The organism is Cellulosimicrobium sp. JZ28 (assembly GCF_015327065.1).
Classification (GTDB): domain Bacteria; phylum Actinomycetota; class Actinomycetes; order Actinomycetales; family Cellulomonadaceae; genus Cellulosimicrobium; species Cellulosimicrobium funkei.
In genome coordinates this window covers 3,348,165-3,368,723 of sequence record NZ_CP017660.1, presented here as the reverse complement: position 1 = coordinate 3,368,723, position 20,559 = coordinate 3,348,165, and the positions used below count along the sequence as shown (strand labels likewise).

At 75.1% G+C, this 20,559-nt stretch carries 19 protein-coding genes and 1 pseudogene; 9 read left to right on the top strand and 11 right to left on the bottom strand.

Going from position 1 to position 20,559, the window contains the following annotated elements; genetic code table 11:
* Nucleotides 1–15: 15 nt before the first annotated feature.
* From BJP59_RS15080 to BJP59_RS15070, 3 genes are all read right to left on the bottom strand, one after another.
* Nucleotides 16–1,179 (bottom strand): GNAT family N-acetyltransferase, encoded by a 1,164-nt coding sequence (locus BJP59_RS15080; RefSeq protein ID WP_194521318.1) that lies wholly within the window; start codon nucleotides 1,177–1,179, stop codon nucleotides 16–18.
* Nucleotides 1,176–2,360, bottom strand: a complete 1,185-nt coding sequence (locus tag BJP59_RS15075) for a GNAT family N-acetyltransferase (RefSeq protein ID WP_194521317.1) — start codon at nucleotides 2,358–2,360, stop codon at nucleotides 1,176–1,178. Before BJP59_RS15075 ends, BJP59_RS15080 begins: the two co-directional genes overlap by 4 nt.
* 126 nt (nucleotides 2,361–2,486) lie before the next feature.
* On the bottom strand, nucleotides 2,487–2,753 hold the full coding sequence (locus tag BJP59_RS15070; protein ID WP_009865881.1) for a GlsB/YeaQ/YmgE family stress response membrane protein: 267 nt from the start codon (nucleotides 2,751–2,753) through the stop codon (nucleotides 2,487–2,489).
* A 171-nt stretch (nucleotides 2,754–2,924) separates the two neighbouring features.
* Between BJP59_RS15070 and BJP59_RS15065 the strand changes: the two genes are divergently transcribed.
* Nucleotides 2,925–3,302, top strand: a complete 378-nt coding sequence (locus BJP59_RS15065) for an RNA-binding S4 domain-containing protein (protein ID WP_034651673.1) — start codon at nucleotides 2,925–2,927, stop codon at nucleotides 3,300–3,302.
* A gap of 139 nt (nucleotides 3,303–3,441) precedes the next feature.
* Here BJP59_RS15065 and BJP59_RS15060 read toward each other — a convergent pair whose 3' ends face one another.
* The 3 genes from BJP59_RS15060 to BJP59_RS15050 all read right to left on the bottom strand — a co-directional run bounded on the left by BJP59_RS15060 (nucleotide 3,442) and on the right by BJP59_RS15050 (nucleotide 6,129).
* On the bottom strand, nucleotides 3,442–4,179 hold the full coding sequence (locus tag BJP59_RS15060) for a lytic polysaccharide monooxygenase (RefSeq protein WP_021483737.1): 738 nt from the start codon (nucleotides 4,177–4,179) through the stop codon (nucleotides 3,442–3,444).
* A 241-nt stretch (nucleotides 4,180–4,420) separates the two neighbouring features.
* On the bottom strand, nucleotides 4,421–5,170 hold the full coding sequence (locus BJP59_RS15055; protein ID WP_043653453.1) for a lytic polysaccharide monooxygenase: 750 nt from the start codon (nucleotides 5,168–5,170) through the stop codon (nucleotides 4,421–4,423).
* 377 nt (nucleotides 5,171–5,547) lie between these two features.
* The gene (locus BJP59_RS15050) at nucleotides 5,548–6,129 is read right to left on the bottom strand and encodes a 1-acyl-sn-glycerol-3-phosphate acyltransferase (protein ID WP_082774840.1); all 582 of its coding nucleotides are present in this window, start codon (nucleotides 6,127–6,129) and stop codon (nucleotides 5,548–5,550) included.
* Nucleotides 6,130–6,271: 142 nt separating this feature from the next.
* Between BJP59_RS15050 and BJP59_RS15045 the strand changes: the two genes are divergently transcribed.
* Genes BJP59_RS15045 through BJP59_RS15035 form a run of 3 tightly spaced genes read left to right on the top strand, consistent with a single transcriptional unit; the run spans nucleotide 6,272 to nucleotide 9,860 of the window.
* The gene (locus BJP59_RS15045; protein ID WP_085387251.1) at nucleotides 6,272–7,486 is read left to right on the top strand and encodes an ROK family transcriptional regulator; all 1,215 of its coding nucleotides are present in this window, start codon (nucleotides 6,272–6,274) and stop codon (nucleotides 7,484–7,486) included.
* A complete protein-coding gene (locus BJP59_RS15040) occupies nucleotides 7,483–8,421 on the top strand; it encodes a ChbG/HpnK family deacetylase (RefSeq protein ID WP_051027910.1) in 939 nt (312 codons plus the stop codon). The genes BJP59_RS15045 and BJP59_RS15040 overlap by 4 nt, the downstream gene beginning before the upstream one ends.
* Nucleotides 8,418–9,860, top strand: coding sequence for an MFS transporter (locus BJP59_RS15035; RefSeq protein ID WP_194521316.1), 1,443 nt, complete (start codon nucleotides 8,418–8,420; stop codon nucleotides 9,858–9,860). Before BJP59_RS15040 ends, BJP59_RS15035 begins: the two co-directional genes overlap by 4 nt.
* A gap of 157 nt (nucleotides 9,861–10,017) precedes the next feature.
* On the opposite strand, the gene BJP59_RS15030 is transcribed toward BJP59_RS15035, so the two are convergent.
* Nucleotides 10,018–10,557: a MarR family winged helix-turn-helix transcriptional regulator gene (locus BJP59_RS15030; protein WP_194521315.1), complete on the bottom strand. Its 540-nt coding sequence runs from the start codon at nucleotides 10,555–10,557 to the stop codon at nucleotides 10,018–10,020.
* Between the two features lie 90 nt (nucleotides 10,558–10,647).
* Here BJP59_RS15030 and BJP59_RS15025 point away from each other — a divergent pair, with 90 nt between their 5' ends.
* The 3 genes and pseudogenes from BJP59_RS15025 (at nucleotide 10,648) to BJP59_RS20430 (ending at nucleotide 13,930) form a co-directional block, all read left to right on the top strand.
* The gene (locus BJP59_RS15025) at nucleotides 10,648–11,595 is read left to right on the top strand and encodes an LLM class flavin-dependent oxidoreductase (RefSeq protein WP_194521314.1); all 948 of its coding nucleotides are present in this window, start codon (nucleotides 10,648–10,650) and stop codon (nucleotides 11,593–11,595) included.
* Nucleotides 11,592–13,027: pseudogene (locus BJP59_RS20435) on the top strand (LLM class flavin-dependent oxidoreductase); the annotation flags it as partial. The gene BJP59_RS15025 and the pseudogene BJP59_RS20435, both read left to right, overlap by 4 nt.
* Before the next feature lie 174 nt (nucleotides 13,028–13,201).
* Nucleotides 13,202–13,930: a BBE domain-containing protein gene (locus BJP59_RS20430; RefSeq protein WP_442861550.1), complete on the top strand. Its 729-nt coding sequence runs from the start codon at nucleotides 13,202–13,204 to the stop codon at nucleotides 13,928–13,930.
* An 85-nt stretch (nucleotides 13,931–14,015) separates the two neighbouring features.
* Here BJP59_RS20430 and BJP59_RS15015 read toward each other — a convergent pair whose 3' ends face one another.
* On the bottom strand, nucleotides 14,016–15,200 hold the full coding sequence (locus tag BJP59_RS15015) for a benzoate/H(+) symporter BenE family transporter (protein ID WP_194521313.1): 1,185 nt from the start codon (nucleotides 15,198–15,200) through the stop codon (nucleotides 14,016–14,018).
* Nucleotides 15,201–15,283: 83 nt separating this feature from the next.
* Here BJP59_RS15015 and BJP59_RS15010 point away from each other — a divergent pair, with 83 nt between their 5' ends.
* A complete protein-coding gene (locus BJP59_RS15010) occupies nucleotides 15,284–15,997 on the top strand; it encodes a helix-turn-helix domain-containing protein (RefSeq protein WP_228485086.1) in 714 nt (237 codons plus the stop codon).
* On the opposite strand, the gene BJP59_RS15005 is transcribed toward BJP59_RS15010, so the two are convergent.
* The 3 genes from BJP59_RS15005 to BJP59_RS14995 form a co-directional block, all read right to left on the bottom strand.
* Nucleotides 15,957–17,240 carry a PrsW family intramembrane metalloprotease gene (locus BJP59_RS15005; protein ID WP_228485085.1) on the bottom strand — a complete coding sequence of 428 codons (1,284 nt, stop codon included), beginning with the start codon at nucleotides 17,238–17,240 and terminating at the stop codon, nucleotides 15,957–15,959. The genes BJP59_RS15010 and BJP59_RS15005 overlap by 41 nt on opposite strands.
* Before the next feature lie 96 nt (nucleotides 17,241–17,336).
* Nucleotides 17,337–17,756, bottom strand: a complete 420-nt coding sequence (locus BJP59_RS15000; protein ID WP_034652356.1) for a hypothetical protein — start codon at nucleotides 17,754–17,756, stop codon at nucleotides 17,337–17,339.
* 317 nt (nucleotides 17,757–18,073) lie between these two features.
* A complete protein-coding gene (locus tag BJP59_RS14995) occupies nucleotides 18,074–19,075 on the bottom strand; it encodes a LacI family DNA-binding transcriptional regulator (protein ID WP_194521312.1) in 1,002 nt (333 codons plus the stop codon).
* Nucleotides 19,076–19,266: 191 nt separating this feature from the next.
* Between BJP59_RS14995 and BJP59_RS14990 the strand changes: the two genes are divergently transcribed.
* Nucleotides 19,267–20,556: an ABC transporter substrate-binding protein gene (locus BJP59_RS14990; protein ID WP_021482632.1), complete on the top strand. Its 1,290-nt coding sequence runs from the start codon at nucleotides 19,267–19,269 to the stop codon at nucleotides 20,554–20,556.
* Nucleotides 20,557–20,559: the final 3 nt, after the last annotated feature.

Below are 20,559 nucleotides of genomic sequence, written 5' to 3'. Positions count from 1 at the left end.
CGGCGGCCCCCGGGGTCAGGGCGCGCTGGCGGGGTCCGGTGCGTCGAGGACGAGCTGCCACTCCGCCTCGACGCCCGTGGGCGCGAAGCCCAGCGCGACGTTGATCGCGAGCATGTGCCGGTTCTCCTCGGCGTTCCACGTGTGCACGCGGCGCGACGACGGCCGGGCGCGCGCCAGCTCGTCGAGCACGGCGACCTTGACGAGCAGGCCCAGGCTGCGCCCGCGGTGCTCGCGCAGCACGAGCGTGTCCTCCTGGAACACGACCTCGGGCCGGTCGCGGGGGTACGCGACCATCGAGAACGCGGCGAGCGTGCCCGTCGCCGTGTCCTCCGCCGCGGCGACGACGTAGCCGCGGCCCCGGTCGCGGATCTCCCGGGAGAAGGTCCGGACGCGCTCCGCGTCCCACGGGTCCTCCGCGAGGTCGAGGCCCCCGCTCGGGGCGTCGGTGCTCATGCGCGTCTCGAGCACCGCGAGCTGCGCGAGCCACTCCTCGGGGACGTCGTCCGTCCACACGTGCACGCGGTACCCGGCCGCCCGCGCCGTCGCCGCGTCTCGCAGCGGGTCGAGCACGGCGGGCGGCACCGGGAGCGCGAGCACGGAGTGCCGCATCACCTGCTCGAGCGTGAAGCCGCGGTGCAGCGCGAAGGTCGTGGCGTCGTCGTGCGCCGGGACGCGTCCGCTGCCCGTGGGCGCCTCGATCGCACCCGGGCCGGGCGGCGGCTCCGGCGCGAAGGACGAGTCGGACTGGACCACGCGCCGCCCCTCCGCGCGCACGACGTCGAGCGCCGCCTCCCACAGCGCCGTGCCGACGCCGCGGCGCCGGCGCGCCGGGTCCACGCCGACGTAGACGAGCGCCGTGTGCGTGTTGCCCTGCTGCGGGAGCGCCACCATCGACCGGCCGACGACGTCCTCGGGCCGGGGCGTCGTGCCCCGCGGGGCGTCGTCGAGCACCGCGACCCACCGCAGCACGCGGCGGTAGCCGGCGCTGGCGACGGTGGACGCGACCGTGGCGGCGTCGAGCGCGAGGTCGGTGTGGCCGTGGATCGCGCGGTCGATCGCGTCGCCCACCCGGACCGTGCCGTGGACGGCCCACGCGTCGGGCGCGTCGAGGCGGCCGGGGACGGGCTCGATGCGCACGCGCCCGTCGCGGGTCGTGGGGGTGGTCGGTCGTGCGCTCACTCGGCGTCCTCCGGGGTCGTCCGGCGCTGCCACGCGGCCCACACGCCCGCGGGGCGGAAGCCGAGGGCGACGTTGATCGCGAGCATGTGGTCGTTCTCCTGCGCGTTCCACGTGTGGACGCGCCGGGCGCCGGGGCGCTGCGCAGCGAGCGCGTCGAGGTTGGCGACCTTGACGAGCATCCCGAGGCGGCGCCCGCGGTGCTCGCGCAGCACGAGCGTGTCCTCCTGGATCGCGAAGTCCTCGCGGCCGCGCGGGTGGACGAGCACGGTGAACGCCGCGAGCGTGCCCGACGGCACGTGCTCCGCGGCGCACACGAGGAACGCGTCGTCGTTCTCCGCCTGCTGCTGCACCCACGTCCGCACGCGCCGCGCGTCCCACGGGTCCTCGCCGTAGTCGACGCCGCCCGTCGGCGCGTCGGTGCTCATGCGCGTGAAGAGGACCGCCACCTGGTCGGCCCAGGCCTCCGGGACCTCGTCGGTCCAGGAGTGCAGGCGGTAGTCGCCGCCCGCGGCGGCCCGGGCGTCCTCGCGGTGCGCGTCGAGGACCGCGGGCGCGACCGGGAGGTCGAGCACCGAGTGCCGCTCGACCTGCTCGAGCACGTACCCGTGGGCACGCAGGAAGCGCGGTCCGGGCGCGTCCGCGGGAACCCGGCCGGCGCCCGTCGTGGCCTCGAGCGCGCCGGGACCGGGCGGCGGCTCCTCGCCGTGGTTCGTGTCCGAGAAGAGCACGGTGCGCCCCGCGTCCAGGTTCAGGCGCTCGCCGAGCGCGAGCAGCGCGCCCCCGATGCCGCGGCCGCGCTCGGCGGGACGCACGACGGCGTAGGACTCGCCCAGGTGCTCGTTGCTCGTGACGGGGCGGGTCACGAAGAGGTGCGCGACGACGTCCCCCACCGCGGGCGGGACGCCCTGCTCGTGCCACGAGGCCGCCGCGGCGGAGCGCACGACGACGAACCGGCGCTTCGTGGAGTACTCCTGGTGGGCCATGCCCGTGAGGATCTCGCGGGGCGGCAGCGCGAGGTCGTCGTAGCCGTGCACCTCGAGCTCGTGCTCGCGGCCGACGTCCGCGACGGCGAGGTAGGCCCACGCCTCGGGCGCGTCGAGCGACGCGGGGTGCGGGGCCTCGACGAGCGCGTACCCGCGCGGGAGGGAGACGTCCGGGACGGGAGGGGCGACGGCGCTCATGGGTCCAGCGTGTCCGGCGCACGGGCGGCGCGTCCACGGCAATACGCCCGGGACGCACGGACGGCCCGGTCCCCCTGAGGGGACCGGGCCGTCCGGGGAAGCGGGCCGCCGGTGCGGCCGACGCCGTCAGGCGCGCTTGCGGTTGGTGAACCAGGACCAGATGAACACCACGATGATGGAGCCGATGAGCGCGAAGCCCCACGTGCCGAGGTCGAAGAACTCCTCGTTGACGTCGGTGCCGAACACCGCCGAGGCGATGAAGCCGCCGAGCAGGGCGCCCACGATGCCCAGCAGGAGGGTGACGATCCAGCCGCCCTTCTGCTTGCCCGGCACGATCGCGCGGGCGATGGCACCCATGATGAGGCCGATGAGGATCCAGCCGATGATGCCCATGTCACGCTCCGTTTCCCGTAGGGACAGATCCGGCCAAAAGGACTCTTGCCCCGAATGACCTGACACCACCGTGGCACGGGCGCCCGGACCTCGCACGCCGACGGCGGTCTGCCGGGGTGCGGCGACCCCGCCGGCACCACGCCCTGCGCGGTCTCGTAGGCTCGGAGGGTGGTGACGACCGAGGCGACGAGCGCGCGCGTCGACAGCTGGCTGTGGGCCGTCCGCGTGTTCAAGAGCCGCTCGCAGGCGACGGCCGCCGTGAAGGCGGGGCACGTGCGCGTCAACGGCGAGCGCGCGAAGCCCGCGACGAGCGTGAAGGTCAAGGACCGCGTCGTCGTGCGGGGCGGTCCGGTCGAGCGGATCCTCGTCGTCGAGAAGGTGCTCGTGAAGCGGGTGTCCGCGACCCTCGCCGCGACGGCCGTCGACGACCAGAGCCCACCCCCGCCGCCGCGCGAGCTCACCGTGCGCGTCGCGGTCCGCGACCGCGGTGCCGGGCGCCCCACGAAGCGCGAGCGCCGCGACCTCGACCGGCTGCGGGGCCGGGGCTGACCTCCCCCTGCCGCCGACCGGGGAGACCGCGCCCCGCGAGCCCAGCCCGCCTGACGGGCAGGACGGCCGGCGGTCGCGTGCGGGCACGCGTCCGCCGGCCGTCGGAAGTGCTGTCGGGATCGCTCCCGGGATCAGCAGGTCAGCAGGCTCCGAGGTCCTTCCAGACGCCCCACTGGCCGCTCTGCGACGGGTTCTCGCCCGTCGTCCACCACTTGGCCTGGTAGTTGCGGCCGGAGTAGGAGACGTTCGCCCCGCCGACGTAGGCGGCGCTCGCCGACCACGCCGGAGCCGTGCACGTGCCGGGGTTGCCCGGGTTCCCGGGGTTGCCGGGGTTCCCGGGGTTGCCCGGGTCGGTCCCGCCGCTGCCGATCTTCAGGTCGACGCAGTTGTAGAACGCGTTGACCGTGTTCGACACGTTCCAGCGCGCGAGGATCGTGTGGTTGCCCTCGGGCAGGCCCGTCAGTGTGTGGGAGATGTTGCTGGGCGGCTGCGCGCCGTTCTGGTTGAACGTCTTGAACAGCACGCCGTCGACGAAGTACTCCCACGTGCTCGTGTTGTGCGCCGCGGTGAGCTTCCACTGGAACGTGACCGACGTGCCGGTCTGCGTGCGGGGCCAGGGCTTGCTCGAGTCGTCGAGGATGCTGAAGCCGCTGCCGCCCGAACACTGCATCGAGCCCTTGGGCGCCTCGACGGACTGGGGCTCGTACTTGATCGAGCCGCAGTCGAAGGACGTCGTGCCCTTCGCGCAGTGGTCCTGCCGGCTCGGCGGCGACGTGATCCAGCCGTGGGCGCTCGCGCTCGGCGCGACGGCCACGGGCGCGATGATCGCGACCGCGCCGACGACGGCTGCCAGGAGTACCGCTCTCAGTCTTCGCATGAGATGTCTCGCTCTCCATCCGGTGGTGCATGGGTCCTGCGGCGCGCTTCCTCGCGGGCCGCTTCTCGGATCGGGCACCTCGACGCTACGAAACGGGCGGAGAGCCGGACAATTGGGCAAAGCCCGTACGTGCTTCCGCGTACGCGCGCCGGGCGCGCCCTCGTCGCCGGGTCGGCTACGCACGACGGCGGGTGGTCCCGCCCGTCGGACGAGACCACCCGCCGTCGCGGGGTTCAGCAGGTCAGCAGGCGCCGATCAGCTTCCACGGACCCCATGCCTCGGAGCCCGGGACGTTGTTCTGCGTCCACCACTTCGCCTCGTACACGTTGCCCGCGTAGGAGACCTTCGCGCCGCCCGTGTAGGTCGACGTCGCGGCCCACGCCGGGTCCGCGCAGGTGCCCGGCGTGCCGCCGCCGGGGGTGCCGCCGCCCGGGGTGCCCGGCTCGGGCGTGCCGCCGCCGGGGTTGGTGCCGTCGGCCGTGACGGTCAGGTCGACGCAGTTGTAGAACGCGTTGACCGTGTTCGACACGTTCCAGCGCGCGAGGATCGTGTGGTTGCCGAGCGGCAGGCCCTTGAGGGTGTGCGAGATGTTCTTGGGGGGCTGGACGCCGCCGCCGTCGAACGTCGCGAAGAGCTGGCCGTCGACGAAGTACTCCCACACGCTCGTGGCGTGGTTCGCCGTGAGGTTCCACTGGAACGTCACGTCGCGGCCCGTGGTCGTGCGGGGCCAGGGCTTGCTCGCGTCGTCGAGGATCGCGTAGCCGCTGCCGCCGGAGCACTTCATCGAGCCCTTGGGGGCCTCGACGGACTGCGGCTCGTACTTGATGGAACCGCAGTCGAAGGACGTGGTGCCCTTCGCGCAGTTGTCCTGCCGGCTGGGGGGAGAGGTGATCCAGCCGTGCGCCGAGGCGCTGGGGGCGATCGCGATCGGGGCGATGATCGCGGTCGCGCCCACGACGGCGGCGAGGAGCGCCGCGCGGAGTCGCTTCATCGGGGGACTCGCTTCCTAGGTCGGGGAGGGCCGACGTCGTGCGGAGCCCGCACCGTCGACCGTGACGAGGGGGACCGTAAGCAGGTGGAGGACGAGGCTCCAACGCCTACGCAGGGCCGCTCCGGAGTACGGGATGTCCCGTACGCGACGTCCTGCGGAGGGCGTCTTCGTGCGGCTGGACCGGGGTGCGGGACCCCCTCGCGAGGTGCCTCGGGCATCCGTCCGGCGGGTGAAAAGTGTGGGGACTACGTAGGGCGCCGGGACGCCGGACGAGACGGTGGCCCGACCTGGACGAGCGCCCGAGAACGAGGGTGCTGGACGCCCCAAGGACCCGGCGTGGGGGCGCGTGCGAGAGCGCGTGCCGGGGTCGCGGCCCGTCAGGCGGGCGCGTCCTCCTCGCGCAGCCGCGGCTCGGTGCGCAGCGCGGGCCGGAGGCCGGACTTGTCGGCGTAGAACGCGCGCACGACGTCCATGTCGGCGCGGACGTCACCGGTGAGGTCGATCGTCGGGCCGAGGCCCGTCGTCATCGTGGTGCGGTCCACGTAGCCGAGCGTGACCGGCAGGTGCGCCTCGCGCGCGATCCGGTAGAAGCCCGACTTCCAGTACGACCCGGCGCCGCGCGTGCCCTCGGGCGTGACGACGAGCGAGAAGACCTCGCCCGCCTGGAGGCGGCCGACGACGTCCGCCACGACCCGGCTCGGGTCGCGCCGGTCGACGGGGATGCCGCCCAGCGCGCGCATGACCGGGCCCGCGGGACCGGCGAACAGCGTGTGCTTGCCCAGCCAGCGCACGTGGATGCCGGTGCTCCACGCGATCGCGAGCATGAGCACGAAGTCCCAGTTCGACGTGTGCGGGGCGCCGACGAGGAGCGTGGGCCGGCTCGTGTCGTACGGCTGCGAGCGCAGCCGCCACCGGCTGGTCGCCCAGAAGGCGCGGGCGAGGGCTCGGCGGATCACCACGTCACGGTACAGGGTGGGAGCGCGGGGCCGCCGTCGACAACCACAGGCAGCGCGGTTAGTCTCCGGCGGGTAGGGAACTTCCCGCCCTACCTGCTCGGCCCGGACATGTCTGCTCGACCACCCACTGCTCGACGGAGACCAGATGGACACCACTCCCGCCGGAACCCCCGCCCTCCTGCGCACCCTCAACGCGCGCGCCGTGCTCGACGTCCTCGGTACCGGCGCGCAGGTCGCCCGACCCGACGTCGTCGCGGCGACCGGCCTGTCGAAGACGACCGTCGCGCAGACCCTGCGCGCGCTCGAGGCGACGGGCGTCGTCACGGAGGCAGGGCTCGACCGGGACCGTCGCGGCCCGGCCGCGACGCTGTACCGGGTCGACCCGGACTACGCGTTCGGGCTGGGGATCGACGTCGCGCGCGACCGCGTGCGGGTCGCGCTCGTCGACGTCACGGGAGCGATCCGTGCCCGCGCCGAGCGGCGCGACGTCAGGCCGACCCCGACGGCGCGCGCCCGCGCCGCCGCCGAGCTGGCCCGCGCGTGCGTGACCGACGTCGAGGCCCGGCTGCCCGAGGGCGCGCGCGTCGAGGTGACGCGCGCCGTCGCGGCGGTGCCGTCGATCGTCAGCCCGGACCACGCGACGATCCGCCGGGTGCCGGGCTTCGAGAAGGGCGGCACGGACCTCCACGACGCGCTCGTCGACGCGCTCGGCTGCCCGGTGACGCTCGAGAACGACCTCAACCTCGCGGCGCTCGCGGAGCAGCGCGACGGCGTCGCGGCGGGGGTCCGGACCTTCGTCGTGCTGGGGCTCGGCGACGGCTTCGGGGCCGGACTCGTCCTCGACGGTCGCCTGCACCGCGGCGCGGCGGGCGGCGCGGGCGAGGTGTCCTTCCTTCCGCACCCCGGCCGGTCGCTCGGCTCGGAGACGCTCGGGGCGTCGTCGATCGCGGCCATCGCGAAGGAGAACGGCCTCCCGGACGACATCGCCGTCAAGGACCTCGTGGACCGCGCCGAGCACGGCGACGGCGCGTCGTGCGACGTGCTCGACGAGGTCGCGGAGCGCATCGGCGTCGTGGCGGCGGCGGTCGCGCTCGTCGTCGAGCCGGAGCTCTTCGTGCTCACCAACCACGCCGCACGCCCGCCGATCGCCGAGCGCGTGCAGCGGTTCCTCGGCGAGAAGCTGGCCGTGCTGCCCGTGCGGGTCGTCCCGTCCGAGCTCACGAGCGACGCCGTCGTCGTGGGTGCGGCCCGGTCCGCGAGCGACGCGCTGCGCGACGAGGTGTTCCGCGCCGCCGCGGCCCACTCCGCGCCGGGCGAGGGCGGCGACGCCGACGACGAGCGCGCGGAGGCCGCGTCGTGACCGAGCCGGGCGGCCCGCCGTCGGACCTGGTGTCCCGGCTGGGCCTCGCGGACGACGCGCGCGCCGTGATCCTCAACGCCGACGACTACGGCATGTGCCGGGCCGCGAACCGCGCGATCTCGGAGCTGCTCCTCGCGGGGCACCTCGACTCCGCGACCGTCATGGTGCCGTGCGGCTGGGCGCCGGACGCGCTCGCGTTCGCCGCGGCCCACCCCGTCGACGTCGGCGTCCACCTCGTGCTCACGAGCGAGTGGACGCGCTACCGGTGGCGGCCCCTCACGGGTGCCGGGACGTCGCTCGTCGACGCCGCGGGGTACTTCCCGCGCGACGTCCGCGCCGTCGAGCAGCAGGCACGCGCCGAGGACGTCGCGGCCGAGCTCGCGGCGCAGCTCGACGCCGCGCTCGCCGCCGGGGTCGACGTCTCGCACCTGGACAACCACATGGGCTCGGTCTACGGGCTCGAGACGGGACGCTCGTTCCTGCCGCAGGTGTTCGAGCTAGCGGCCCGGCACGGGCTGCCGTTCCGCCTGCCGCGCACGACCGACGGGATGCTCCTGCCGCCCGGCGACTTCCAGCCGCTCCTCGACGAGGCGACCGCGGCGGCCGACGCGCTCGGCGTCGTGCTCGTCGACCGCCTGTGGACGCACCCGTTCGAGCTCGCGGGCGAGGGCACGGACGACGCGGAGGGCTACGAGGACGTCCGCGACGGCTTCCTCGACCTGCTGCGCCGCGTGCCGGCCGGCGTCACCGAGATCTACCTGCACCCCATGCTCGACGACGACGAGCTCGGCGACGTCGCCGACTACGCCGCGCCGAAGCGCGGGTTCGAGCACCGCCTCCTCGCCGACCCGGCCGTCGCGGCCGTGGTCGCCGAGGAGGGCCTCGTCCGCGTCGGCTGGCGCGACCTGCGCGCGGTCCAGCGGGGCGAGCGATGAGCGCGCCGTCCGGGACGCCGTCGGGCACGGTGCCGAGCGGGGGGCTGCTCGCCCGCGTGCGCGACCGCCGCCTCGTCGGCGCGGCCACGCGCGCGCAGACCGTCGCCTACGGCGCGTCCGCGTTCCCCGCGAACCTGCTGCTCCAGACGTTCTCCGCGTTCGTCGTCTACTTCTACGTCGACCACCTCGGCGTGCCCGCCGGCTGGGTCGCGGGCGCCATGGTCGCGCACGGCGTCCTCAACGCGGTGCTCAACCCGCTCGTCGGCGCGGCCTCCGACCGGCGGCGCACCCGCTGGGGCCGTCGCGTGCCGTGGATCGGGCTGGGCGTCGTGCCGCTCGTCGTCGCGTTCGCGCTCGTGTGGATGCCGCCCGCGCTGAGCCCCACCGGGCTCGTCGTGTGGTTCCTCGTCGTCGTGGCCGTGTACGACGTCGCGTACGTCGTCGTCGTGCTCAACGTCTCCGCGCTGTTCCCCGAGATCTTCCGCACGACGGCGGAGCGCGCCCGCGGGAACGCGCCGCGCCAGATCTTCGGCCTCGTCGGCATGATCCTCGGCACCGCCGGCGCCCCGCTGCTGTACGGGACGCTCGGGTGGACGTGGATGGCGCTGCTCCTCGCCGTCGTGAGTCTCGCGTTCTTCGCGTGGTCCCTCGCCGGCATGGTCGAGCGCCCCGTCGACGTCGCGGCGGTGCGCGAGCGCGAGGCCGCCGTCGGGCTCGGCGCCCAGCTGCGCTACACGTTCGCGAACCGAGCGTTCGTCACCTACGTGCTCGGGTCGCTGCTGCTGCAGAGCACCACCGCGATCGTGCTCGCCGCCGTGCCGTTCTACGTGCGCTACGTGCTCGGCGGGGCGGAGGCCGACGCGACGTTCCTCCTCGCGCCGATCTTCGTCGCCGCCATCCCGGCGATCGTCGGGTGGTCGTGGGTCGTGCGCCGCATCGGCCCGCGCTCCACGATGCTGTGGGTCGTCGCCGTGTACGGGCTCGCGACGTGCCTCTACCTCGTGCCGACCACCGTGCTGGGCGCCGCGCTCGCGGGCCTGGCCGTCGGCGTGGGCGTGGCCGGGCTCATGCAGGTGCTCGAGGTCGCGCTCGCGCAGGTCATCGACGACGACGAGCGCCGCACCGGCCTGCGCCGCGAGGGCATGTACTTCGGGGCCAACGGGTTCGTCGTGCGCGGGTCCGTGATCGTGCAGGCCGTCCTCGTCGCGGCCGTGCTCTCCGCGAGCGGGTACGTCGAGGGAACGGGCGACGTCGTGCAGCCGGAGAGCGTCGCGACGGGCGTGCGCCTCCTGCTCGGCGGCGTCCCCGTCCTCATCGCCGCCCTGGCCTTCGTGTGCTTCTGGCTCTACCCCCTGCGCGGCCGGGACCCCGAGGGCACCGACGCCGCCCTCGCCGACGCCGACGCGTCACCGACCGCCGCGGACCCCCTCCCGAGGTAGGCCCCGCCCCCGCGAGGTAGAGCCCAGGTCACGCGAGGTAGAGCCTCGGTCACGCGAGGTAGAGCCGTGGTTGCGCGCGAGGCGCACCACGGCTCTACCTCGGCGCACCACGGCTCTACCTCGGCGGACCCTGCCTCTATCTCGGGTGACCTTGCCTCTACCTCGGCGGGGTGGTGGTGCCGCGGAGGGTGTGCTCGGCGACGGCGCACGGGTCGGTGCCCGCGTCGATGTCCCGGAGGTCGCACGCGACGCGGCGCATGAGGGTCCGGAAGGTGCCGCGCTCGTCGGGGGAGAGCATGTCGAGGAGCTCCTCCTCGGCGTCGTGCACGGCGGCGGCCCACCCGGCGAGACGACGGCGGCCCTCGGGCGTCGCGACGACGCGGCGCGCGCGCCGGTCCGCGGGGTTCTGCTGCCGCTCGACGAGGCCGGACGCGACGAGGTCGTCGACGAGGTACGTCATGACGGTGCGGTCGATGCCGTGGTGCTCGGCGAGCGCGACCTGCGTGGGGTGGTCGCCCTGCGCCACGGTCACGAGGACCTGGTAGCCGCGCGTGCCGTGCGGGACGTCGTCGAGCGCCTGCTCGACGGTCGCGCGGTAGGCGCGCAGCAGGACGCCGAGGTGCCAGCCGAGGTCCTCGAGGCGGCCGGGGAGCTCGGCCGGGCCGGTGGGTGCGGCGGTCGTCGCGCTCGTGCTCATCCGCTCAGGGTACCGCGGGAATGCGGTTGCACCACCTATCTGTTCTCGATATGTTCTGCGCAACAACGTATCTTGAGATCGCGAGGAGCCATGCCCGACTACGGCCACGACCTGCGCTTCGGGTCCTTCGTCACGCCCACCGCCGCGGCGCCCCAGCAGGCGGTCGCGCTCGCGCAGCTGTCCGAGGAGGTCGGCCTGGACCTCGTGACCTTCCAGGACCACCCGTACCAGGCGGCGTTCCTCGACACCTGGACCCTGCTGTCGTGGGTCGCGGCGCGCACCGAGCGCATCCGCCTCGCGGGCAACGTGCTCAACCTGCCGCTGCGCCCGCCGGCCGTGCTGGCGCGCGCCGTCGCGAGCCTCGACCGGCTGTCGGGCGGGCGCGTCGAGCTCGGCCTCGGCGCGGGAGGGTTCTGGGACCCGATCGTCGCGATGGGCGGCGAGCGCCTCACGCCGGGGCAGTCCGTCGACGCGCTCTCCGAGGGCATCGACGTCATCCGCGGGCTGTGGGACACGACGACGCGCGAACGCCTGGAGGTGGGCGGCACGTACCACCACGTCGACGGCGCCAAGCGGGGCCCCGCCCCCGCGCACGACGTCGAGATCTGGGTCGGGGCGCTCAAGCCCCGCATGCTGCGCCTCGTCGGCGCGCAGGCCGACGGCTGGCTCCCGTCGCTCGCGTACCTGCAGAGCTTCGAGGCGCTCGCGCAGGGCAACGCGACGATCGACGCCGCCGCCCAGGAGGCGGGCCGCGACCCGAGCGCGGTGCGCCGTCTGCTCAACGTCGGCGGCCGGTTCACCGCCGACGGCGGCGCCGGGTTCCTCCAGGGGTCGCCCCGGCAGTGGGCCGAGCAGGTCGCCGAGGTGACGCTCGAGCACGGCGTGTCCACCTGGATCGTCGGCGGCGACGACCCGACGACGCTCGCCGTCGTGGGCCAGGAGGTCGCGCCCGCGGCGCGCGAGCTCGTCGCGGCGGCGCGCGGCACGACCGACGGCGCGGCACCGGTCGCACCGACCGACGGCGGGGCCCGCGCATGACCGACTACGGCCACCCGCTCCGGTTCGGCACGTTCGTCACGCCGTCGGCGCAGGACCCGGAGGCGACGGTCGGGCTCGCGCGCGTCGCGGAGGACGCCGGCTACGACCTCGTGACGTTCCAGGACCACCCGTACCAGCCGCGCTTCCTCGACACGTGGACCCTGCTGTCGTACGTCGCGTCCGCGACGGAGCGCATCCACGTCGCGCCCGACGTCGTCAACGTCCCGATGCGCCCGCCCGCCGTCCTGGCGCGCGCGGCGGCGAGCCTCGACCTGCTCTCCGACGGGCGCGTCGAGCTCGCCCTCGGGCGGGGGCCTTCTGGGACGCGATGGAGGCGATGGGCACGCGCCGGCTCACGCCGGGGGAGTCCGTCGACGCGCTCGCCGAGGCGATCGAGGTCATCCGGGCGATCTGGGGCGAGGACGGCGACGGCGAGCTGTTCGTCCCCGGCCGGCACCACCGGCTCGACGGCGCGACGCCCGGCCCGGGGACGACGCGCCGCATCCCGTTGTGGCTGGGCGCGCTCGGCCCCCGGATGCTGCGCCTCGTGGGGGAGAAGGCCGACGGGTGGCTCCCGTCGCTGGGCCGCGTGGGCCTCGACGGGCTGCGCGCGGGCAACGCGCGCATCGACGAGGCGGCGGCCGCCGTCGGGCGCGACCCGCGCGAGGTGACGCGGCTGCTCAACGTGTCGGGCACGTTCGAGGCGGACGCCGGAGCGTCCGGCCTCGGGGGCGCCCCCGACCTCTCCGGGCCGCCCGAGGCCTGGGTCGAGCGGCTCCTGCCGCTCGTCCTCGACGAGGGCGTCTCCACGCTGATCCTCGCGACCGACGACGAGCGCAGCACCCGCCGGTTCGCGGACGAGGTCGCTCCCGCCCTGCGCGACGCCGTCGACGCCGCGCGCGCGGAGCGGGGCACCGACACGTCGCGCGTCGTGCCGCTCGCCGTGCGGTCGGCGCGTCGCGACGGCATCGCGTACGACGACGTCCCCGCCTCGCTCGCGGAGCGCGCCGTCGAGCCGGGCGACGCCGCATACGCGGGCGTGCGCTCGAACTACCTGCGCGGCGGCTCGCCGGGCCTCGTGCTGCGCCCGCGCGACACCGCGGAGGTCGTCGAGGCGCTCGCCTTCGCGCGCGCCCAGCCGGTGACGCGCCGGGTGCCGCTGTCCGTCCGCTCGGGCGGGCACGGGATCAGCGGGCGCTCGACGAACGACGGCGGGATCGTCCTCGACCTCGCCGCGCTCGACCAGGTGGAGGTGCTCGACGACGCCGCGCGCCTCGTGCGCGTCGGCCCCGGCGCGCGGTGGGGCGGCGTCGCGGCGGCGCTCGCCCCGCGCGGCTGGGCGATCACGTCGGGCGACTCCGGCGGCGTCGGGGTGGGCGGTCTCGCGACCGCGGGCGGCATCGGCTTCCTCGGCCGGGCGCACGGCCTGACGATCGACCACGTGCGCGCGGTCGAGGTCGTCCTCGCGGACGGCTCGGTCGTGCGCGCGAGCGACGACGAGAACACGGACCTGTTCTGGGCCGTGCGCGGCGCCGGGGCGCAGGTCGGGATCGTCTCGTCGTTCGAGCTCGTCGCGGACGAGGTGTCCGCGGTGGGATTCGCGCAGATGGTGCACGACGCGTCGGACCTCGCCGGGTTCCTCGAGCGCTGGGGTGCCACGGTGGAGGCCTCGCCGCGGGACACGACGAGCTTCCTCATCGTGGGGCGGCCGCGGCCGGGGCAGCCCCTCGTCGCGCAGTCCATGACGATGGTCGACTCCGACGACCCGGAAACCGTCCTCGCGCGGCTCCAGCCGTTCGCGGCGATCTCCCCGCTGCTCGCCCGGGCGACGGCGCAGATCGTGCCGTACGACGCCGTCGTGTCCGCGCCCCCGCCCGGCCCGCACGGCGGACAGGGGGAGCCTGTGTCGCGGTCAGGCCTGCTGGAGCACCTCACGCCCGAGGCGTCGGCACGGCTCGCGGGCCTCGTCGCGAGCGGGGACACGTACTTCTTCCAGATCCGCTCGACGGGCGGTGCGGCGTCGGACGTGCCCGCCGACGCGACGGCGTACGCGCACCGGTCCGCGAACTTCTCGGTCGTCGCGATGGGGGCGAGCCGGTCTCGTCTCGACGCGCGCTGGGACGCGCTCGCCGACGTGTTCGACGGGATGTACCTCAGCTTCGACACCGACCTGCGCACCGAGCGCGTGACGGACGCGTTCCCGCCCGCGACCCTGGAGCGGCTGCGCGAGGTCAAGCGCCGCGTGGACCCGACGAACGTCTTCCGCGACAACCTGCCCGTCCTCGGGCCGCACCCGACGGACGAGCCCGCGCCCGCCGTCGTCCCGCCGAGGTAGAGCCCCGGTCCGCCGAGGTAGAGGCGTGGTCACGACCACGCCTCTACCTCGCGCTACCGGGGCTCTACCTGGGGCTACCGGGGCTCTACTCCGGGGTGGGCGCCCGACGGCGCAGCGTGAGGACCGCGTGGACGGCGAGGCCCGCGAGCACGGCCCAGAAGGCAGCGCCGATGCCCGCGACGACCGTCCCGCTCGCGGCGACGAGGAACGTCACGACGGCCGCCTCGCGGCCCCGCGGCTCGGCGACCGCGCCCGCGACGGCGGCGCCGAGCGTCCCGACGAGCGCGAGCCCGGCGGCCGCCTCGACGAGCCCGTCGGGTGCGGCCGCGACCAGCGCGGCGAGGCCGGCCGAGCCGACGGCGAGCACGAGGTAGGCCCAGCCCGCGGTGTGGGCGGCGACCCAGCGCCGTCGGGGGTCGGGGTGCGCCTCGGGGCCCGCGGCGAGCGCGGCGGAGATCGCCGCGAGGTTGATCGCGTGCCCGCCCGCGGTGGCGCCCGCGAGCGTCGCGAGGCCGGTCACGGTCATGGTCTCGCGCCACGGCACGCGGTACCCGAACGAGGACATGACCGCGACGCCGGGGACGTTCTGCGACGCCATCGTCACGACGTAGAGCGGCACGGCGAGCCCGACGACCGCCTGCCACGACAGCGTCGGGACGGTGAGGTCGAGGCGGGGGACGGCGTCGGCCCAGGCGAGGGTGCCGCTCCCCACGGCCTCGTACCCGACGATCGCGAGCGTGACCGCGAGCGCCGCCGGCGCGGCCCAGCGCGGCGCGACCCGCAGCAGCACGAGCCACGTGAGCACGACGGGCGCGACGAGCAACGGCGTCGTGACGAACGCGCGGACGGGCGCGAGGCACAGCGTGAGCAGCACGCCCGCGAGCATCGCCTGGGCGATCGGGGTGGGGATCGCGGCGACGAGGTCGCCGAGGCGCGGCCAGAGCGCGGTGAGCAGCACGAGCCCGCCGACGACGCAGAACGCGCCGACCGCGGCGGGCCAGCCGCCCGCGACCGCGCCCGTGCTGACGAGCAGCGCGGCCCCGGGCGTGGACCAGGCGAGCGTGAGCGGGGTGCGGTGGCGCGTCGTCAGCCAGAGGATGCCGACGGCCTGCGTCACGCACAGGGCGAGGAGCCCGGACGCGGCCTGGTCGGGCGTGGCGCCGACGGCGCGCAGGCCGGCGAGCACGACGGCGAACGAGCTCGTGAAGCCGACGAGGGCCGTGACGAGCCCGGCGAGGACGGGGCGCAGGCGCTCCGGGTCGGGTTCCATGCTGCTCCAACGGACGTGCCGAGCCGTTCTGTTTGCGGAACGCTACCAGAGTGGCCTGGGTCACGGCCGGTAGGCTGCCGCGCGTGAGCGACGGGGGAGCGCAGGCGAGCGCGAGAGCGGGCACAGGAACGGGCGCAGGAGCGAGCGCGGGGGCGAGCGCAGGGCCGGACGACGGCCCGGGCGGCGGTGGTGCCCCCGCGCCGTCGGACCGCCGCGGGGACGAGACGCTCGCCGCGGTCGCCGCCCAGATTCGGGCGCTGCGGGCCGAGCGCGGGCTGTCGCTGTCGGCGCTCGCGGCGGCGGCGGGCGTCGGGAAGGGCTCGCTCTCCGAGATCGAGCACGGCGCGCGCAACCCCACGCTCGCGACGCTCTACGCGCTCGCCGGGGCGCTCGGCGTCCCGCTCGCGACGCTCCTCGCCGAGCGACCGGGCTCGGAGGTGTCGTCCGAGGGCGTCCGGGCCCGCCTCCTCGACGCCCACCACCTGCCCGACGGCACCGCCGTCGAGGTCTACCACCTGCACCTCGAGCCCTCCGCGGACCGCACGTCGCCGCCGCACGGGCCGGGCGTCGTCGAGCACCTGCTCGTGACGGCCGGTCGCGTGCGCGCGGGGCGCCGCGGCGCGGAGGCCGTGGTGACCGTGGGCGACGAGCTGCGCTGGGTGTCGGACGCCGAGCACTCCTACCGGGCGCTCGACGGGGCGCCCGTCGACGCGGTGCTCGTCATCCGCACGCCCCCGCGACGCGGCGAGCGGCCCGCTACCGCAGGCCCGGTCCCGGCGCCCACGCGCCGGACGTGAACCCCGACGGCGCGCCCGGCGACCACGGGGCCGGCGGAGGCTGCGGGGCCCGCACGAGGAACGCCTGGCGCGCCGTGAGCATGAGCTGCAGCAGCGCGCGCCGCTGCCCCTCGACGCGCCACGCCTCGACGGCGCCGCGCTCGACCCGGTCGTGGAGCAGCGCGAGCTCGGTCGCGGCCTGCTGGTAGTCGCGCATCGCGTGCGCGGCCCCCGCGCCACCGGTGCGACGCGCCCAGTCGCGCGCCTGACGGCGCGCGGCGAGCGTCGACAGCATCGCGAGGTCGGCGGGCGTGACGAGGCCCGTCGGGACGTACGGCACGAGCTGGCGCTGGATCGTCGCGACCGTGCGGCGTCGGTCCCGGACGAGCAGGACGACCAGCGTGACCAGCACCCCGAGCCCGGCGAGGTACGCGACCCCGAGCGCGAGCGGGCCGAAGCCGGTCGAGGCGTTCCACAGCATGTGCAGGGCGATGGCCGCGGCGAGACCGCCGAGCGGCGCGAGCACGCGGCGCGGCCCGGGCGGGCTCGTGGCCGCGCTCGCGACGCCGAGGCCCGTGAGCGCCGTGCACAGCGGGTGCAGCAGGGGGGTGACGATCGCGCGCAGCACGAACGTCGGGCCGAGCGTGCCGTCCTGCGCGGCCATGATGAAGTACGTGACGTTCTCGACCGCCGCGAACCCGAGGGCGACCATCGCGGCGTAGATCACGCCGTCGGTCCAGCCGTCGATCTCGTGGCGCCGGAACCAGAGCATCCCGAACAGCACCGCGCCCTTGAGGATCTCCTCCACGAACGGCGCCCCGAACGACGCGACGACGTACCAGCCGACCTCCTCGCCGAACAGCGGCGCGGTGAGCAGCTCCAGGCCGAGCGTGTTGAGGATCCCCGCGACGAGCGTCGCGATCCCCGCGCCCCACAGGAACGCGACGACGAGCGCGCTCGGCGGCTCGGGCTCGAGGCGGTCGAGCGCGAGCACGACCGGCACCCAGATGCCCAGCGGCACGAGCGCGAGCAGCAGCCCGACCGTGAACGTGCCCACCCCGGACAGCGCCGCGAGCACGAGGCCCACGAGCAGGCACAGGCTCGCGACGGCGATCGTCACGATGACGCCGACGCGCGCGCGGCCCGGCGGTCGGCCCTCGAGCACGGCGCGCGGGTCGAGCGGGACGGCGGCTCCCGCCGGACCCAGCGGGTGCGGCGGCTGCTGGGGCGGGGGGACGGCCGGGCCGTGCGGCGGGAAGGTCACGGGCGGTAAGGCTACGCACCCGGCGGGCGACGCGGGAAGGCGTCCGCCCGGCGCGCCGCGCGGGGGCGGTCGCGCCGCGCGGCGGACGGGGGTGGGCTACGCCGCGACGTCGTACCCGGAGCGCAGGCCGCCCCGGCGGCGGACGGTCGCGTCGTCGGGCACGATCTCGTCCGGCGGGACGACGGCGCCGGCCTCCACGAGCACCCGGCGTCCGACGCGCGCGCCGCTGCCCACCCGGGCACGGTCGCCGACGCGCGCCTCGGGGGCGATGCGGACGTTGTCGCCGACGCGGACGTCGCGGCCGAGGACGACGTCCCGGTCGATCCAGGTGCCGTCGCCGAGCCGGCAGCCGTGGCCCACCACGGCGCCCTTCTCGACGTAGGTGCCCCACCCGACGGGCACGGACTCGGGGACGCGGGCGTGGGGCGACACGAAGCCGCCGCCGGTGTGACGGTCGTAGTGCATGATCTCGCCGAAGTCGTTCTCGACCTGGACGCGGCGTGCGAGGCGGGCCACCTGACCTCCTCAAGGTCTGTCGACAGTGGTACTGGTGACATAACGACGGCGAGGCGCCCAGGATTCCAACGCCGCCGCCCCGCCGAGGGAGAGCCGTGGTCCCCCGAGGTAGACCCGTGGTCGCCGGACATAGCCCGCCCCCCGTCGCGTCGAGCAGGTGGATCGGGCGCGTCCTGGCCGACGGACGCGCCGGAACCGCCTGCTCGGGCTGCCCGGATGGCCTGGTCGGCCCGCCCTTCGACAGGTGAGCCCGCGGCGTCGGGTGTGACCTCGGCTCTACCCCGCGCGACGGCGGCGCCGTCCTGCGGGCCGATGGGTCAGACGGCGCGGGTGGTGCCGCGGACGACGAGGGTCGTGGGGAGGCGGACGTGGGGGTCGCGCGTCCGGCCCTCGACGAGGTCGACGATGAGGCGCAGGGCCTCGGTGCCCATGCGGTGGATGGGCTGGTCGACGGTCGTCAGGGGCGGCGTGGTGAGCGCGGACTCGGGCACGTTGTCGAAGCCGATGACGGAGATGTCGTCGGGCACGCGGAGGCCGAGCTCGGCGGCGACCTCCATGGTGCGGATCGCGGAGAGGTCGTTGGCGGCGAAGATCGCGGTGGGGCGCTCGGGGAGCGAGAGGAGCTCGTGCGCGGGGGAGTCGGCCAGGTCGGGGCGGTAGCCGCCGACGCGCACGAGCTCGGGGTCGAAGGCGATGCCGGCGTCGGCGAGCGCCTCGCGGTACCCCTGCTCGCGCAGGCGCGCGGACTCGAGGTCGGGGCGGCCCGCGAGGAAGCCGATGCGGCGGTGGCCGAGGTCGAGGAGGTGCTGCGTCGCGGTGCGGCCGCCGGCGAGGTTGTCGGAGTCGACGGTCGGGGGGTCGGACGGGCCGCGGTGCGGGTCGACGGCGACGACGGGGATCGAGCTGCCGCGCGCGACGACGGTGGGCGTGACGAGGATGGCGCCGTCGATGAGGGTGCCGCCGAGGCGGGACAGGGAGCGCTGCTCCCAGCCGACGCGGTCGTCGCGGCGCAGGCCGCCGGAGTAGGCGAGGAGCTCGTACCCGGTTCCGTCGACGGCCTCGGAGATGCCCTTGAGCAGCTCGGTCGAGAACGGCTCGAACTCGGCGACGAGGATCCCGATGACGTTGGTCTTGCTGCTCCGCAGGCTCCTCGCGACGATCGACGACTCGTACCCGAGGTCGTCGATGACCTGCTGGACGTGGCGGGAGGTCTCGGGCGCGACGCCGTAGCGACCGTTGATCACCTTGGAGACGGTCGCGACGGAGACGCCGGCGGTGCGCGCGACGTCGCCGATCGTGACTCTTCCCGTGGAGCGCATGGGGATGACAGTAGCCCCTGGCGAGGGCGTCCGGAGGCCCGCGCCACGTCGTGTGTAAAACGTTATCGATATCGATTGACACGACCCGGTCGCGCCTGCCAGAGTCGCTACCGGCGGCCCCACAGCGGTGGCGGCCCGGCGCGCTCGAGGCAGCGTGCGCCCCGGTGCGACTCGACGAAGAGGACGGAACGATGAAGTCTCGGAAGCTCCTGACGGCGACCGCCGTCGCCCTGGCGGGCACGCTCGTGCTCACGGCCTGCGGAGGCGGAGGCGACTCCGGCTCGGACGACGGCTCGGTCTCGATGACCTTCTGGCACAACTCCACGACCGGTGAGGGCAAGGCCTACTGGGAGGAGACGGTCGCGGCGTTCGAGGAGGCGAACCCCGGCGTCACGATCGAGATCCAGGCCATCCAGAACGAGGACATGGACGGCAAGCTCCAGACGGCCCTCAACTCGGGCGACGCGCCCGACATCTTCATGGCGCGCGGCGGCGGCAAGCTGGCCGACGTCGTGGAGGCCGGCCAGGCGATGGACCTCACCGACGCGATCGACGACACCACGCGCGAGGCCGTGGGCGACGCGGCGCTCAGCGCCTTCACGGTCGACGGCAAGGTCTACGGGATGCCGGTCTCGATCCTCCCGGGCGGCGTCTACTACAGCGAGGACCTGTTCGAGCAGGCCGGCGTGACGGCGAACCCGACGACGATCGGCGAGCTCGAGGGCGTCGTCGACCAGCTCAAGACCGCAGGCGTCGCGCCGATCGCGCTCGGTGCGAAGGACGCGTGGCCGGCCGCGCACTGGTACTACTTCTTCGCGCTGCGCGAGTGCTCGCAGGACACCATCAACACGGCGGCGAGCGAGCGCAGCTTCGACGACCCGTGCTGGCTCAAGGCCGGCGAGGACCTCCAGGCGTTCGCCGAGACCGAGCCCTTCAACCAGGGCTACCTCACGACCTCCGCGCAGCAGGGGGCGGGCTCGTCCGCGGGCCTCATCGCCAACCACCAGGCCGCGATGGAGCTCATGGGCGCGTGGAACCCCGGCGTCATCGCGTCGCTCACGCCGGACGAGAAGCCGCTCGCGGACCTGCAGTGGTTCCCGTTCCCGGCCGTCGAGGGCGGTGACGGCGAGCCCGGCGCCATGATGGGCGGCGTCGACGGGTTCTCCTGCTCGGCCCAGGCCCCCGCCGAGTGCGCGGAGTTCCTCAACTTCATCATGTCGAAGGAGTCGCAGGAGGCGTACGCCACCGCGTTCCACACCCTGCCCGCGAGCAAGGAGGCGCAGGGCGTCGTGACGGAGCCCGCGCTCGTCTCGATCCTCGAGGCCTACAACGAGGCGCCGTACGTCACCGTCTGGCTGGACACGCTGTTCGGGCAGAACGTCGGCAACGCGCTCAACACCTCCGTGGTCAACCTGCTCGCCGGCAAGGGCACGCCGCAGGACATCGTCGACACGACGAACGCCGCAGCGGCCAAGGAGTAACCG